This is a genomic window from Bacillus sp. A260 (assembly GCF_009861435.1).
Lineage (GTDB): Bacteria > Bacillota > Bacilli > Bacillales > Bacillaceae_G > Bacillus_A > Bacillus_A cereus.
Map to the genome: position 1 here is coordinate 3,975,255 of NZ_CP046398.1, position 15,820 is coordinate 3,991,074.

Sequence of the window (15,820 nt, forward strand, 5' to 3'; positions counted from 1 at the left end):
TTATTTATGTCTACTAACAGTCTTTGTTGTGGACTCTTTTAACTGCGAATTCAGACCTTTACTCGTTTTGAGTAAAGGTCTTTTTACGTCTATATGCACCTTACTATGAAACAAACATAGCATATTCAGAAACTACTAAATTGTACGGAGGTGAGGAACAGTTGGCAATTGATGATTCGGCCCAGATACCCATACGTTTTACATTCATATTTCATCATGTAGGTAGGAAAGAAACTGTTCCTCACCATTTCAAATAGTTAGGTAACAGATTGTTTCCTCCTTCATGACAGAGGAGGAACTACCGATGTTTAATTTACAAAGACAAGAAACAAAGCATGCTTATGAGCAAGATAGCATGAAAACAAATAACGAATTATTAGTGGAGGTTGCAACACAAGATGTAAGCTCTGCGTTAAAACTTTTAGAAACAACACAAGATGGATTATCTAAACAAGAAGCGTCTCGTAGACTTTCTTTATATGGTCCGAACGAAATAGCTCATAATAAAATGGCGCCGTGGTACATTCAATTTCTGTTGGCATTTAAAAATCCATTTATTTTCGTTTTATTAGCTCTTGGAGCACTCTCCTTTTTCACGGATGATATGCAAGGAACAATTGTCGTATCTGCAATGGTACTACTTAGTGCAACAATTCGGTTTTCCCAAGAATTTCGTTCTCAAAAAGCTGCCGATAAGTTAAAAGCTATGGTTCGAACAACTGCAAGCGTATTTAGAATAAATGGATTTGTACATGAAACAAAAAATGTAACGAATTTAAATCGAAATTACACAACAGAAATTCCAATTGAGGAACTTGTACCTGGCGATATCATTTCCCTTTCAGCCGGTGATATCATTCCAGCTGATGTGCGTATTGTATCCGCTAAAGATTTATTTGTTAATCAATCTTCTTTAACAGGGGAAGCACTTCCTGTAGAAAAATACGAACACTGCTACCATACAGAAAATAAGCATATCTTACCGACAAACATGAAAAAAAATTACAATCCACTCGATATGGAAAACCTTTGTTTCATGGGAACAAATATTGTAAGTGGTAGCGCAAAAGCTGTTGTCATCTCAACAAGTACCGATACGTATTTCGGCTCTTTAGCCAATAAGGTAATTGGAAAGCGTGTAGAAACAAGCTTTGATAAAGGTGTAAACAAAGTAAGCTGGCTCTTAATTACATTCATGCTTATTATGGCACCTATTGTCCTTCTCATTAATGGATTCACAAAAGGTGATTGGCAAGAAGCTTTCTTCTTCGCTATTGCCGTCGCTGTTGGCCTTACACCTGAAATGTTACCAATGATTGTAACTGCTAATTTAGCTAAAGGTGCCGTTAAAATGTCTAAACAAAAAGTAATTGTAAAACAGCTAAATTCTATTCAAAACTTAGGTGCTATGAACATTCTTTGTACAGATAAAACCGGAACTTTAACAGAAGATAAAGTTGTCCTTGTTCGTCACTTAGATCCCAAGGGAAATGAATGCAATCGCGTCTTGCAATTTGCCTATTTAAATAGTTTCTATCAAACTGGATTGAAAAATTTAATAGATAAAGCTGTTATTAAGCATACAGAGGAAAACAATACATTTAATCCATCAGCTTTTCAAAAGCTAGATGAAATTCCATTCGATTTCGCCCGCCGGCGTATGTCAGTCATCGTAAAGGATATTTCAGGTGAACATACAATGGTTTGTAAAGGTGCCGTAGAAGAAATTTTATCAATTTGTAACTACACTGAAGTGGATGAAAAAATCATTCCACTCACCGAGGAAATACGTTCAAATGTCAAAAAAATAAGTGAGACACTAAATAGTGAAGGTATGCGGGTTATTGCTGTGGCTTATAAAAAAGATAGAAGAATAAATGATACAGAGTACGCAGTAAAAGACGAAACTGATATGATTCTCGCTGGATATATCGGCTTTTTAGATCCACCGAAACCATCTGCAGCAGCTGCAATTCAAGCATTACAAAAACATGGTGTACAAGTGAAAATTTTAACTGGCGATAACGAAATTGTTACAAGAAAGGTTTGTAAAGAAGTTGGATTAGATATCTGCGAACCAATCCTCGGTTACGAGATTGATTCTTTACCAGATAAAGCATTAGCAAAACTTGCCGAAGAAACGACTGTATTTGCGAAGCTTAATCCCATGCAAAAATCTCGTATTATACACGCATTACAAGGAAATGGATACACTGTAGGTTACATGGGAGACGGCATTAACGATGCTGTAGCATTACGTGAAGCTGATGTCGGAATATCTGTTGATACTGCTACTGATATTGCGAAAGAAGCTTCCGATATTATTCTACTCGAAAAAAGTTTAACTATATTAGAAGCAGGGATTTTAGAAGGACGTACTACATTCGGAAATATTTTAAAATATATTAAGATGACAGCTAGCTCTAACTTCGGTAATGTGTTTAGCGTGTTAGTAGCAAGTGCTTTCATTCCTTTTTTACCGATGCTTGCCATTCATCTTTTAATTCAAAACTTACTTTATGATATTTCACAACTTTCTATTCCATGGGACAAAATGGATAAAGAGTTTCTAGAAAAACCACGAAAATGGGATACTGCAAACTTACGAAACTTCATTATTTGTATCGGCCCAATTAGTTCTATATTTGATATTATCACATACGTAGTCATGTGGAATGTATTTGGTGCAAATACACCGAGCGAGCAATCATTATTCCAGTCCGGTTGGTTTGTCGTTGGGTTGTTAACACAAACTTTAATTGTTCACATGATAAGAACACAAAAGATTCCATTTATTCAAAGCACTGCATCAACACCAGTCGTTTTATTAACCGCTCTTATTATGGCAATCGGGATTTATATTCCATTCTCACCACTTGGTGCAGCCGTTGGTTTACAAGCATTGCCACTTAACTATTTCCCTTGGTTAGTAGGAATACTATTAGGCTACGCTTTTTTAACACAATTCCTGAAAAAGCTTTATATTAAAAAGTTTCATAGCTGGTTGTAAAAATAAGAATGAGTGGGTATCCCCCGCTCATTCTAAAAAACATAACACATATTATATATGGAGGTGACCATGATGGTATGGTACGACATTGTATTCAGGTTAGTTATAGCAATTATTGTAGGAGCTTGCATTGGAATGGAAAGACAATGGAGACACCGAATGGCTGGGTTACGGACAAATGCTCTCGTATCACTTGGTGCCTGTATATTTGTTTTATTATCCGTCATGCTTGATCATGATGCTAGCCCATCCCGCATTGCTGCTCAAGTCGTTAGTGGTATTGGATTTTTAGGGGGTGGCGTTATTATCCGCGATGGTTTTAGTATTAGAGGGCTAAATACAGCAGCTACTTTATGGTGTGCAGCTGCTGTCGGTACTCTTACAGGCGCCGGTTTCCTCGTTGCAGCTATATTAGGTGCAGCCGGCGTGTTACTAGCAAATATACTTCTTCGCCCAATTGCTCTTTTTATGAATAAAAAATCAAAAGAAGAATCACCAGAACAAACGAACTACTTACTTTCCCTTACTTGTTCAGAAGAAAATGAAGCACATATTCGTTTTTTACTTATGCATATGGTAAGTACAGAAGGAATCGGTTTAAAAGAGTTGTATAGTGAAGACGTAGATTCTAATCAAAAGGTGTGTATACAGGCTACATTACATTGCAAGACAAATGCGGCTATCTTAATTGAAAAAATAGTAAGTAGAATGCTATTAGAATCTGGCGTTACTGGAGCTGGATGGAAGACTTCTTTAAATTTAGAAGCGAGTTAACTAGGAAAGGTGTCATGATTTTACTACTTCATGACACCTTCTACATAAACTTATTTTCTAACTTTTGTTGAAACGACTTCTCTTGCTTACGTAGTAGTTGACTACCTCGTTGTAAAATCGGTGTTCCATACTTATCGTTAATTTGATCAATGACAGCAAGTAGTGGTTCTTTTTTCGCATCCTCTTCAAATGAAAATAAATCTAATTGTTTCACCGATTCTGTCTTCCACTCTATTTCAGTAGCTGTAACACCTAGTAAACGAACGGAATCACCATCCCAATGTTGCTTCCATAAACGGGATGCTGCTTGAAAAATATCGCGTTCTTCCCAAATTGCATTTTTCAATTGCTTACTCCGTGTTACTGTTCGCCTATCATGGTATTTAATCATAATTTGAATATTATAGCTGACAAGGGTTCGCTTTTGTAATCTTTTACTCACTGATTTTGATAACCGTTCTAACATATCAAGTAATTCTTTCTCTTCATCCATATCCTTTGAAAAAGTCATCGAGTTACCGACACTTTTATGTTGGCCCATTTGACTCGGATCCACTTCCCTATCATCCGTACCTTTTGCACGCTTTTGTAAATCAATACCGTGCTTGCCAATTTTAGCGCGAATGATATGCTCGTCTCCCTTCGCTAACTGTTCAATTGTATGTATATGAATTTCATTTAATTTTTCAGCTGTTTTTTCTCCAATCCCATGCATTGCTTCAACTGAAAGTGGCCAAATCATTTCTGGAATATCACGTTTTCGAAGTACGGTAATACCGAGAGGTTTTTTCATATCAGAAGCTGTTTTTGCTAGGAAAAGATTTGGAGCGATTCCGATACTACACGGAAGCTGCAACTCTGTTAATAGTGCTTGTTGAATCATCTTTGCTATTTCAAGAGGCGAACCAAGTGCGTAGCAATCTGTAATATCTAAATATCCTTCATCTATTGAGACTGGTTGTATCTTTTCTGTAAAACGAGAAAGGACTTGAAACATTTGAAATGAAGCTTCGCGATATAATGTGAAATTAGGACGCCTTACAACTAATTGCGGGCATAACCTTTTCGCTTCCCAAAGGGGCATCGTCGTACGTATTCCGTATTCTCTCGCCTCATAACTACATGTTATAATAATTCCTTTTCTCTCTTTTTCATTTCCAGCAACCGCTAATGGCTTTCCTTGTAATGATGGATCATGAGCAATTTCAACAGATGCGAAAAAGCAATTCATATCTACATGTAAAATAACACGACCATTTTTCGGATACATTTCTCGCATAGTACTCACTCCCTAATCAGAACGTTCGTTCTTTTATTATATCAAATTTTGCACAATAGTTATAATAATTACTTGTTCTTTTTTATAATCGATATAAATCGAAACTTTAATCAACTCTCACTAATCGGACTTTTACGGGCAGCAGGGCCCCCACCTAACTTCTTTACTTTCGCTGAATTTTGAGGTAGGGGTCTTACTGTCCGACAAATAGCGGGATAAACTCAACTATACATTCCTTGTAGTTATATTAATCATTGCAATTAATTATTTACTACTTCCGATTTTCAATATGAATACGTTAAGGTTATTCCCTCGTCTAGTACATGTAGCAACAACGTATATACTTCCATAGTTTTTCTTATATTCGCTTATACGTCTTGTCAAAGCAATCGAATCAAAATAAAAAGCGTGTAAATCATAATTGATTTACACGCTTTTTATTTTCCATTACTTCGCTACTTCTTCAATAATTGCAACAACTAATTCTGCTGTTTTTGCTAATTCTTCAACAGGAATCTTCTCGTTTGTTGTATGAATTTCTTCATAACCAACCGCTAAGTTAACTGTTGGGATACCATGTCCTGCAATTACGTTTGCATCACTTCCGCCACCACTTTGGTGAAGAGAAGGTGTACGACCAATTTTTTCAGCTGCACGTTTTGCAACTTCTACAACGTGATCACCATCAGCAAATTTAAACCCTGGGTACATAACGTTTACTTCAACGTCTGCATGACCTCCCATTTCTTTTGCAGTTGTTTCAAATGCTTCTTTCATTTTCGCAACTTGTGCTTCCATTTTCTCATTAATTAAAGAACGAGCTTCTGCAAAGATTTGTACATGATCGCAAACGATATTCGTTTGTGTACCACCTTCAAAACGTCCAATATTTGCAGTCGTTTCAGAGTCAATGCGACCAAGTGGCATCTTCGCAATTGCTTTCGCTGCGATAGTAATTGCAGATACACCTTTCTCCGGCGCTACACCAGCGTGAGCTGTTTTCCCGCGAATAATTGCGTTCACTTTCGCTTGTGTTGGAGCTGCAACAACGATTTCACCAACTTTTCCATCGCTATCTAATGCGTAGCCATATTTCGCTGTAATACGCTCACGGTCTAATGCTTTTGCACCAACAAGACCTGATTCTTCTCCGACTGTAATAATAAATTCTATTTTACCATGAGGGATATTTTTCTCTTTTAAAACACGGATTGCTTCGAACATTGATGCTAATCCAGCTTTATCATCCGCACCTAAAATTGTTGTACCATCTGATACGATATATCCATCTTTAATAGAAGGCTTAATTCCATTACCAGGAACTACTGTATCCATATGAGAAGTAAAGTAAATTGTATCAACACCATCTTTTGTTGCTGGTAAAGTACAAATTAAGTTACCTGCACCATGACCAGTTACAGCCATTGTGTCATCTTCAAATACTTCTACACCTAAATCTGTAAATTTCTTCGTTAATACTTTGCAGATTTCTGCTTCAAATTTCGTTTCTGAATCTACTTGTACTAATTCCATAAATTCATTTACTAAACGTTCTTGATTAATCATAAGACTGCGCCTCCTGCACTACCATTATGTATGTAACACTATTAATTATAACAGAATTTCGCAAAAGTTTCGAAATACAAGACAAAAAACAGATGGTTTACATGTCTAGATAACCATCTGCTTTCTATTACTCATTTAACAATACCCAGCGCATATGATCTTCCCACACGCCATTTACCATTAACATCTTCCTAGACACGCCTTCATATTGAAAACCTATCTTCGTTACTACTTGTATAGATGCTAAATTACGAGGCATAATCGGAGCTTCTATACGATGTAACTGAAATTCCCCAAAAGCAACTTGAATTGCTTTTCTAAGCGCTTCTGTCGTATACCCTTTGTTTAACTCTGCTTTATCTAATTTATAACTGAGTACACAAGATTGATAAATGCCACGAACGATTAAATTAAATGAAATACACCCAATTATTTTCGTATCATCACCCTTTTTAAAAATCCATAGTCTGATGATTTTCCCTTCTTCGAACTCTTTTCTATCCTTTTGCAACTTTTTCTTTTGATAATCTAGCGTAAAAAAATCATCCGGTCTATACTCTTCCCAAGCTTTTAAAAATTCACGATTTCTGTCGTAATATTGAAGAACTGTTTCAGCATACGACTCATCAATTTCCCTTAAGTATAAACGATCTGTTTCGTATATTTTCATCATCGTATCTCCATTCTTCAGCTTGCCCAACTAAAAATTAACAATATACCCTTTTACTATATTCTCTATACACACTCAAATTTCCTGTTATATTTTGCAATCCCCTCCCGAATTTTGTCCTCACTCTCCCCTTGTCCATAATTTCATTTCTCGTTACAATGAAATTGTACTGATTTGCAAGGAGGTATAACGATGCATAAAAAAGCTCAAAAAGTTATGGTTTATGTGATGCTGATTTCTATGCTTGTAACAACATTACTTGCTGGCGCGAGTATGTTTTGGTAAAAAGGGCGATGTGTTCGTCCTTTTTTTACTTTTCACACATGACAAAATAAACCATCTCGACATCGAGATGGTTTATTTTATATAAAACACAATCGCTACAATACTAAAGGAAAATGACATTACAAGTGCTATTACAAAACTTGTATACTGTTTCTGCTGAAATGCTCCAATAACAAAAGTTAGATTAAGTAATGCCATACATACAATCGCTACAAGATAAGAACATATATTAAAAGTTGCCAATATGAATGTAATAACAAATAGAAATCCCATAAAAAACTGCATATACGAAAGTTTTGGATTCAAGTACATATGAGCAACCCCTTTATCTAATTTTATCTTTCTATATTCTCATTAACGCACGGTTATGTACACATGTCAAGACAACTTATTATAATAGAAAAAGCCAACCTTTTCGTTGGCTTTTTCATATGCAACGGCTCCTTTTTCTTTTGCCAATTGCTGAAATGATTTTTTCGATTTCACAATCCATACTTTCGTTCCAATTGGAATGCGATCAAACAAATATTCCACATCGTTTTTCTTCATTCTTATACACCCTTGTGAAATATACTTTCCAATTGAACTCGGTTGGTTTGTTCCATGTATTCCATATTTACTTCCATCAGTTCCTCTTGCATTAAATCCAATCCACCTTGACCCAAGTGGATTTTTTGGCGACCCACCTGGAATATCCTTCGCAATATAATACGGATCCTTCGCTTTCATTACAACATCAAAAGTTCCTTCTGGAGTTAATTCATTCGTTTTCCCTGTCGCTACTGGAAAAACCTTTTGAATCTTTCCATCGTCAATGTAAGCTAATTTATTCGTTGCTTTATTTACAATAATAAAAGGATCTCCGGCACGTGGATTATCCCCAAGAGGCCAAATCGGCGATAAAGAAAGACATAATATGATAGAGAGAAGATACGGCATAGATAATTCCTACCTTCTATATAAGTTCTTTTATATTATCCTTTCCCTTAAAGCGACTTTTAATGAGTAAATATTGTTCCATTTCATACACAAGTTGAACAAGTTTCGCACGTATCTCAAATTCTTCGCGTGTAGCTGGTAATGGCATGTCTCTAAATAATTCCCTCATTTCTTGAAGCTGCCTTAAGGAAATAACGCCAGTACTCTCAGGGCTAATAGCATTACCAATGTTTTCAACAACATCTGCAATCATATCAGCTTGTTCATATGTCCATGATAAAGAAGCTGCTAGTGGTATCATTCGCTCTAAAATTTCGAATTGTTGCATACGCATATTAAAATAACGATAGTAATAATCATCTTCTCGCATAAATGCATTCTCAAGTTTTTTAAACGATAAATCTCTTGCTTCATTTAACATATTCTCGGTTTCAATGAGCTCTGCCCCACTCCAACTACTTTCTCGATTTCGTAAATACACAACCATTTCAAACAAAATCGTTTTAAAATTGCTCTCTATTTTATCCTGATACTCTTTTAGCTTATTTTCACTACTCGGCATATACATATTTACTAATAACGCCACGCTAATCCCTATCGTTAATATAGCAATTTCATTTCCAACTATAAGCCATGTAATTTGCTTCAATGAATATAGATGCATAACAATAACTGAACTCGTGACAATGCCTTCTTGAATTTTAAGCATTACTGCAGTCGGAATAAATGTAAGTAACAATATGCTAATTGCAAGTGGTGTATAGCCGATCGTTTCAAAAATACAAAACGCGAATACCATTGATAATACACAAGCTAGAAAACGATGTAACGACACTTGAAGCGATTTGCGCTTCGTATTTTGTACACATAAAATAACTAAAATACCTGCTGAACTATAAAATTCCAACCCTAATAACTGAGCAATAAAAACTGCCGCGCCTGTCCCTATTGCTGTTTTTACTGTACGGTATCCAATTTTAAACATATCATTACTCCTATATGTATAAACGTATTTACAGCTAGTATAAAAAAAGGATGACACAATGTCATCCTTTTCTACTTATTATTCACATAACCTTTTCATATTACAATATTTTTTGTAAAAATTGTTGCGCACGTTCACTTTTCGGCGCTGCAAAAAATTCTTCTGGCGCACTATCTTCTACAAGCTTTCCTCCGTCCAAGAAAAGAACACGATCTGCCACTTCTTTTGCAAAGCCCATTTCATGTGTAACGATAGCCATCGTCATTCCTGTCGTAACTAACGATTTCATAACTTCTAACACTTCTTTCACCATCTCTGGATCTAGCGCCGATGTCGGTTCATCAAATAACATAACTTCGGGTTCCATTGCTAACGCTCTTGCAATTGCTACACGTTGCTTTTGTCCTCCCGAAAGACGATTTGGATACGTATCTTTTTTATCTACTAGTCCAACCTTTTCTAAAAGTTTCTCAGCTTTCTTTTCAGCTTCTTGCTTCGTTACCCCTTTTACATTGGTAGGAGCATACGTAATATTTTCTAATACAGTCATATGAGGAAATAAGTGAAAATGTTGAAATACCATACCGACATTTTCACGAACATGCATAACATTCGTTTTCGGATTCGTTACTTCTTCCGTTCCAATCCAAATGTGACCATCCGTTGGTGCTTCTAACATATTCATACAACGTAAAAATGTTGATTTTCCTGATCCAGAAGGTCCTATAATTGCAACTACTTCCCCTTTTTCAATCGTTGTTGTAATTCCTTTTAATACTTCGTTTTTACCAAATGATTTATGAAGGTTTTCAATTTTAATCACTTTTCTTCATTCTCCCTTCAATTGCCTTCCCGACTAATGTAAGAATAATGACTAACATATAATAAATCAGTCCAACAAAAAGTAATGGTTCAAGATATTTAAATGTCTCACCGCCTACGATGTAAGCACGACGCATTAAATCAGTCGCGCCTATTACTGTTACTACAGCCGATTCTTTCGTAAGTGTCGCAAATTCGTTCACAAGCGCTGGTAATATATTTTTTAATGCTTGAGGGAAAATAATATTTCTCATCATTTTTCCGTATGGTACCCCTAAAGCCATTGCTGCTTCTGTTTGTCCTTTATCCACCGCTTGAATACCAGCACGAATTACTTCTGACATGTATGCACCTGAATTCAAGCTAAATGCAAGTACAGCAGCTAAGAATGCTGGTATTTCATAACCAATTATTTGCGGGACACCGAAATAAATAATCATTAATTGCAATACAAGGGGTGTACCACGAAAAATTGATGTATAAAAATCTGCTGCTATATTTAATGCTCGTATTCTAGCAATTTTACAAAGTGCTAATAGCGTTCCTAAAATAAATCCTGCTAAAGCTGATACTGCTACAATTTTCAAAGTAACTTCTAAACCTTTTAGTATATATGGTATCGAAGGCGTAATCGCCGAAAAATCTAAGTTCATTCTTTTCATTCCCCTCACAGAAAAGTGAAAGGCAGCTTATTTTCCGCTGCCAAACCATTTCTTCACTAATTTATCCATTTCTCCATTTTCTTGCATTTTTTTAATTACTTTATTAAATTCAGCTGTTTTATCACTGTTTTTCGGAAGGGCAATTGCTGCTCCAACTTCTTCTGGCGCTTCTTTAATTTCAATTCCTTGTAAATCTTTCATTTTCTCTAAATAATTTTTAGCAACTGTGTCTTCTATAATTGCAGCGTCAAAACGACCAGCTTTAATTTCTTGTACGATTTCTGGTATACGGTCACGTCCCTCAACTTGGAAATCTACTTGTTTTTTAAATTCTGCTGCTTTCTCTTCTTGAATAGACCCTGTTTGTACTCCTACTTTTTTCCCTTTTAAATCCTCTACAGATTTAATGTTAGAATCCTTTTTAGAAACGACCATATTTTTCGCAACAAAATAAATATCTGTAAAATCAACATTATTTTTACGCTCTGCAGTTGGCGTCATGCCTGCCATTACGAAATCAACTTTTCCTGAACTAAGAGATGCTAATAAACCACCAAAATCCATATCTTTCACTTTCACTTCATACCCAAGTTCTTTTCCGATATATTTAGCAACATCAACATCAAAACCAATAATTTCATCGCTCTTTGACGCATCTACATATTCATAAGGTTTATAATCTGCTGAAGTTCCCATTACGAGTACTTTTTTATTTCCTTTTGTTTCTTTCGATTCCCCATTACTACAAGCGCTGAATATACTTACAATTAAAATAAGTGCAAACGATATTGATACTAACTTCTTCATCTTTCTTCCCCCTAATGATGTATATTTAAAAGTTTAATAGAATATTTATTCGATGTTTGTATTGTATCAGCACTTTTATTTTTATGCAATATATAAAATAAAAATAAATAACAAAACAATATAAATGCTATTTTTTATGTATAAAATGATGCATAAAATAACACAACTATGCATATTCCATAAATTTTAATAATAAATAAAAAAGGCGGCACATCCACTTGATTGTGGACGTGCCGCCTTTTCTCTTATTTTTTATAGTTCTTCACAATTCTCTTCAAAATATGATTGTAGTTTCGCAATAACTTGCATCGGTTCATGACCTTCAATTTCATGACGCTCTACCATCGTTACAATTTTTCCATCTTTTAATAAAGCAAATGATGGAGAAGAAGGTGGGTACCCTTCGAAATATTCACGCGCTCTTGCTGTCGCTTCTTTATCTTGACCTGCAAACACCGTTACAAGGTGGTTAGGACGTTTATCATAATGTACGGAATGCGCAGCAGCAGGACGAGCAATACCACCTGCACAACCACATACAGAGTTTACCATTACAAGTGTTGTTCCATTTCTTTTAAACGCTTCTTCTACCGCTTCTGGCGTCGTCAATTCTGTATATCCAGCAGAGACAATCTCTTCACGCGCTTGGCGGACAACATCATTCATAAAAAAGTTAAAATTAATCACTCTTTTCCCTCCTCTAAAACTACCTATTTGTATCTTACCAGTTAATGTTTATGAAATACAAGTAAGTTTACTTGTATTTAAGTATAGAAAAGGTGTTAGAGCTCTTGCTCTAACACCTTTTCTTTAATGACCACGATGTTTTTGCTTTGCTTTTTGTACTTTCATTAAACGTCTTCTTTCTTTTTCAGCTTCTCGCTTCTCTTTAGACTGCACTTTCTTTTCTTGTTTATGCAATTCATAAGATAAACTAATCGCCTCTTGCGCCTTAGTAAAACGTTTAATATTTATTTCTTTTGCTGCTTGTCGTATGATACGCTTTATGTTTTTAGGACGCTGTTTTTCTTTAACTTCTACACCACATTTTGCAAAGTGCTGAAAATGCTCTAAAAGTGAACCATTCACAAACATAAGCACTTCTTCATCTGACGGTTCCGCCCCAAAAATATACCTCGCCCCATACAATTTCCCTTGTTCTTTACATGTAATGATTCCAACAAAAAATTGGCCATCGTGATATACTGTCAAATCCATTGACAGCCCCTCCTTTAAAAGATTAGAAATACAGGACATCCCGGAGGGGAAGGTTACTGACATGAAATCATGCGTCTGGACTACCAACCAGAACTGTGTTTTTGTATTTCTTTCACTATGATTATATCTTTTTTTCCATAATCTTCATATATTCAGCAATCATTTTTTTATGCGATCCTACAATATAGTCAGGTAGTTCTGTTACTGAAAAGAATTTAAGCTGAACTGCTTCTTCTTTATTCATAACAAAATCCCCTTCGTATTCATCTGTATAATAGGCGGTTGTTACAGATTGAAATTCATCACCGTTTGCTAATTTTGTAAAGTAGTTCGCTCCAGAAAATACATTGATTAGTCGCAAGTTCTTCACTTTTATTCCTGTCTCTTCATATACTTCACGATAAGCTGTTTCTTCTGGTGATTCACTAAGCTCCATTAGCCCGCCAGGTAGCCCCCATTTTCCGTACGGCTCTGTCCGCTGCTGCAATAAAACATATCCATTTTCATTTATAACGAGTACAACAGCACCAACTAAAATTAAAGGGCGATGACCAACTATTTTTCGTAATTCTTCTACATATCCCACCGTATCGCCTCCTTTTTCGTTGTCCACACTATTGTATCATATGTTCGAAACGACAAAATGCGTATATTTTTCATTTTTTTAACAAAATATTTATTTTATGTGATTCATCTACTGTAGCTAACATAATAGATTCCACTTCTGTACTCTCCTCTAGAAATTCTCGCGCCCAAGCTTCTGTTTTTCCTAATAATGCAAGAACATCTTTCTGTATCCTCCCATCCTTTACTAATACAAAAGAAACTGGAGATTTTTTTCCCGCCACTTTAAGATCAAGCCGCGAAACTGCTTCATATTCTGGATACCGAAATATAGAAACGACACCGTTTGCTTCCCATAATGCTAATTTAATCGTTTGAATATCGCTCACATTTCGCATACGAAGTTCCGAAAACAAATATTCCACGGTAATTCTCGCCTTTTTCAAATTGCTAAAATCAATGGAACCATTATGTATAAGAATGATAGGTGCTGGCTCTAAAAAACGTCTCCATCTATCCCATTTCAGCATTAAAACTGAGCTTATAATATGAAGTACAACGAGTATGAACGTTGTAATCATCGAGCCCAGTAACCCTACTTTTTCATCAGACAATGCGTTAGAAATATTCCCACCAAGCAATAACACTAATACAACATCTAAAAAACGAAGTTGTGCGATAGACCTTTGTCCCATCGCTTTCGCAACTAATATTAAAAATATGTATGCTATAATAGCCCGAATAACCCATTCACTACTAGAAAGATGCCGTGCTCCTTCAAAAATATGCATATGCATCACTTTGCACTCCTTACCCGTCTCAAACTGCTAACCTGTTTTAGTTTGCAACGTTTATGAGCATATATGTAAAAAAGCTGGTTCGTTTAAAAACGAACCAGCTTTTTTTACTTAACTGAAAACATATATTTTTTATACGTTTTCCGTACCGATAGTATGAGCCCCATCATAATCATATTCGAGAATAAGGAACTTCCCCCATACGATAAGAAAGGTAATGCAATACCTTTTACAGGCATTAATCCAACGATCATACCGATGTTTTGGAATATTTGAACTGTTAATATACCGATCGATCCAGCGCATAATAATGTACCAAATAAATTATCAGCGGAATAACCAATAATAATTGTTCGATATAGTAGTAATAGGAACAAGAAGACAACTAAGGCTGCTACGATAAATCCACCTTCTTCGGCAATTGTAGCGAAAATAAAGTCAGTATGCTTCTCTGGGATATAGACGCTTCCTCCCCCAAACCCTTTACCTTCCATTCCTCCACTACCTACAGCTAAAATCGATTGTTGCGTTTGATAACCTTGATCTGCATTTTCAAATGGATTTAACCAACCTACAATACGCGACTGTTGGTGAGGTTTTAGTAAAGTAACTAAATTATTATAGAAAAAATCTTGATACTTAAAGAAAATAAATATTAAAGCAGATAATATGGTCAACGGAATAACTGTACATAATGCTATCAATTTCTTTTGAATACCTGACATAAATAAAATACATGCAATAGCAGCAGCATATAAGAACACCATACCTGTATCAGGTTGACTATATACAACCGCCATAGGTGGAAGTGACACTAGCATAATTTTACCTACTAGCTTTAAATCTGTTTGGAATGTCCTTGCCATATACTGTGCATTATGTTTCACTGCTATACTCGCTACTACAAGTAGCAATGCAATTTTGAAAAACTCAGACGGCTGAATTTGTCCAAATACTGGGAAAACAAACCATCTTTTTGCACCTAATTTTTCAGGTGTAAAACCTGATGGTGGTAATACTTTCAAAAGAATAAGTGAAGCAAACCCAGCAATATAAAGCGGCCAAGATAATTTTTGTAACTGATCTAAATCAATGCTTGCAACAAGAAGTAACAATACAACCCCAATTATGTAGTTAACACCTTGTTTCATAGCAAAGTTTGCAGCTCCATACTGTCCCGTTTGCTGACTGCTATATATAGCAGCTATACTCGTCACACATAGTGCACACAAAATTAAAATTAATTTTACATCTAAACTTTTTAGAAACTCGGTACTTCTTTTCATGACATCCTCCTGAAACATTGTTACGGCAAAAATAAAAAACCAGGAGTCAACATTCTTCATGTTTTGACGACTGATTACACATTATCTATAAAACACTTATATAGAATAACTCTCTTTTTCATACAATACAATATATTATACTACAGTTTCATCAGT

At 35.5% G+C, this 15,820-nt stretch carries 17 protein-coding genes; 3 read left to right on the forward strand and 14 right to left on the reverse strand.

The genetic code is table 11. The annotated features are described in order from the left end of the window. Window positions 1–304: 304 nt before the first annotated feature. Window positions 305–3,010, forward strand: a complete 2,706-nt coding sequence (gene mgtA, locus GD442_RS19995; RefSeq protein ID WP_141551339.1) for a magnesium-translocating P-type ATPase — start codon at window positions 305–307, stop codon at window positions 3,008–3,010. Window positions 3,011–3,082: 72 nt separating this feature from the next. Continuing rightward, a complete protein-coding gene (locus GD442_RS20000) occupies window positions 3,083–3,784 on the forward strand; it encodes an MgtC/SapB family protein (protein ID WP_000262342.1) in 702 nt (233 codons plus the stop codon). 40 nt (window positions 3,785–3,824) lie between these two features. On the opposite strand, the gene GD442_RS20005 is transcribed toward GD442_RS20000, so the two are convergent. From GD442_RS20005 to GD442_RS20015, 3 genes are all read right to left on the reverse strand, one after another. Next, entirely contained in the window at window positions 3,825–5,063 is a 1,239-nt protein-coding gene (locus GD442_RS20005; protein WP_001208858.1) for a DNA polymerase IV, read from the reverse strand. 447 nt (window positions 5,064–5,510) lie between these two features. Next, window positions 5,511–6,629, reverse strand: coding sequence for a tripeptidase T (locus GD442_RS20010; RefSeq protein ID WP_000609803.1), 1,119 nt, complete (start codon window positions 6,627–6,629; stop codon window positions 5,511–5,513). 127 nt (window positions 6,630–6,756) lie between these two features. Beyond that, window positions 6,757–7,302 (reverse strand): GNAT family N-acetyltransferase, encoded by a 546-nt coding sequence (locus GD442_RS20015; RefSeq protein ID WP_001987197.1) that lies wholly within the window; start codon window positions 7,300–7,302, stop codon window positions 6,757–6,759. A 189-nt stretch (window positions 7,303–7,491) separates the two neighbouring features. Here GD442_RS20015 and prli42 point away from each other — a divergent pair, with 189 nt between their 5' ends. Next, complete coding sequence (gene prli42, locus GD442_RS20020) at window positions 7,492–7,584, forward strand: stressosome-associated protein Prli42 (protein WP_000549040.1); 93 nt, start codon at window positions 7,492–7,494, stop codon at window positions 7,582–7,584. Between the two features lie 72 nt (window positions 7,585–7,656). Here prli42 and GD442_RS20025 read toward each other — a convergent pair whose 3' ends face one another. From GD442_RS20025 to GD442_RS20075, 11 genes are all read right to left on the reverse strand, one after another. Further along, the gene (locus GD442_RS20025) at window positions 7,657–7,896 is read right to left on the reverse strand and encodes a DUF3894 domain-containing protein (RefSeq protein ID WP_000281167.1); all 240 of its coding nucleotides are present in this window, start codon (window positions 7,894–7,896) and stop codon (window positions 7,657–7,659) included. A gap of 66 nt (window positions 7,897–7,962) precedes the next feature. Continuing rightward, a complete protein-coding gene (locus GD442_RS20030) occupies window positions 7,963–8,523 on the reverse strand; it encodes a L,D-transpeptidase (RefSeq protein WP_001146566.1) in 561 nt (186 codons plus the stop codon). 16 nt (window positions 8,524–8,539) lie between these two features. Beyond that, window positions 8,540–9,508: an aromatic acid exporter family protein gene (locus GD442_RS20035; protein WP_000472671.1), complete on the reverse strand. Its 969-nt coding sequence runs from the start codon at window positions 9,506–9,508 to the stop codon at window positions 8,540–8,542. Window positions 9,509–9,608: 100 nt separating this feature from the next. Further along, window positions 9,609–10,331, reverse strand: coding sequence for an amino acid ABC transporter ATP-binding protein (locus tag GD442_RS20040; protein WP_000590206.1), 723 nt, complete (start codon window positions 10,329–10,331; stop codon window positions 9,609–9,611). Beyond that, entirely contained in the window at window positions 10,324–10,983 is a 660-nt protein-coding gene (locus GD442_RS20045) for an amino acid ABC transporter permease (RefSeq protein ID WP_001046916.1), read from the reverse strand. Before GD442_RS20045 ends, GD442_RS20040 begins: the two co-directional genes overlap by 8 nt. Before the next feature lie 36 nt (window positions 10,984–11,019). Then, complete coding sequence (locus tag GD442_RS20050; RefSeq protein WP_000737673.1) at window positions 11,020–11,799, reverse strand: transporter substrate-binding domain-containing protein; 780 nt, start codon at window positions 11,797–11,799, stop codon at window positions 11,020–11,022. Between the two features lie 252 nt (window positions 11,800–12,051). Next, entirely contained in the window at window positions 12,052–12,465 is a 414-nt protein-coding gene (locus GD442_RS20055; protein ID WP_001979317.1) for a BrxA/BrxB family bacilliredoxin, read from the reverse strand. Between the two features lie 144 nt (window positions 12,466–12,609). Next, entirely contained in the window at window positions 12,610–13,017 is a 408-nt protein-coding gene (locus GD442_RS20060; RefSeq protein ID WP_000366599.1) for a YjdF family protein, read from the reverse strand. 121 nt (window positions 13,018–13,138) lie between these two features. Next, complete coding sequence (locus tag GD442_RS20065) at window positions 13,139–13,603, reverse strand: NUDIX hydrolase (protein ID WP_000542551.1); 465 nt, start codon at window positions 13,601–13,603, stop codon at window positions 13,139–13,141. Window positions 13,604–13,673: 70 nt separating this feature from the next. Further along, window positions 13,674–14,378 (reverse strand): DUF421 domain-containing protein, encoded by a 705-nt coding sequence (locus GD442_RS20070; protein WP_000550974.1) that lies wholly within the window; start codon window positions 14,376–14,378, stop codon window positions 13,674–13,676. A gap of 107 nt (window positions 14,379–14,485) precedes the next feature. After that, window positions 14,486–15,664 (reverse strand): FtsW/RodA/SpoVE family cell cycle protein, encoded by a 1,179-nt coding sequence (locus GD442_RS20075; RefSeq protein WP_000831181.1) that lies wholly within the window; start codon window positions 15,662–15,664, stop codon window positions 14,486–14,488. Between the last annotated feature and the right edge of the window lie 156 nt (window positions 15,665–15,820).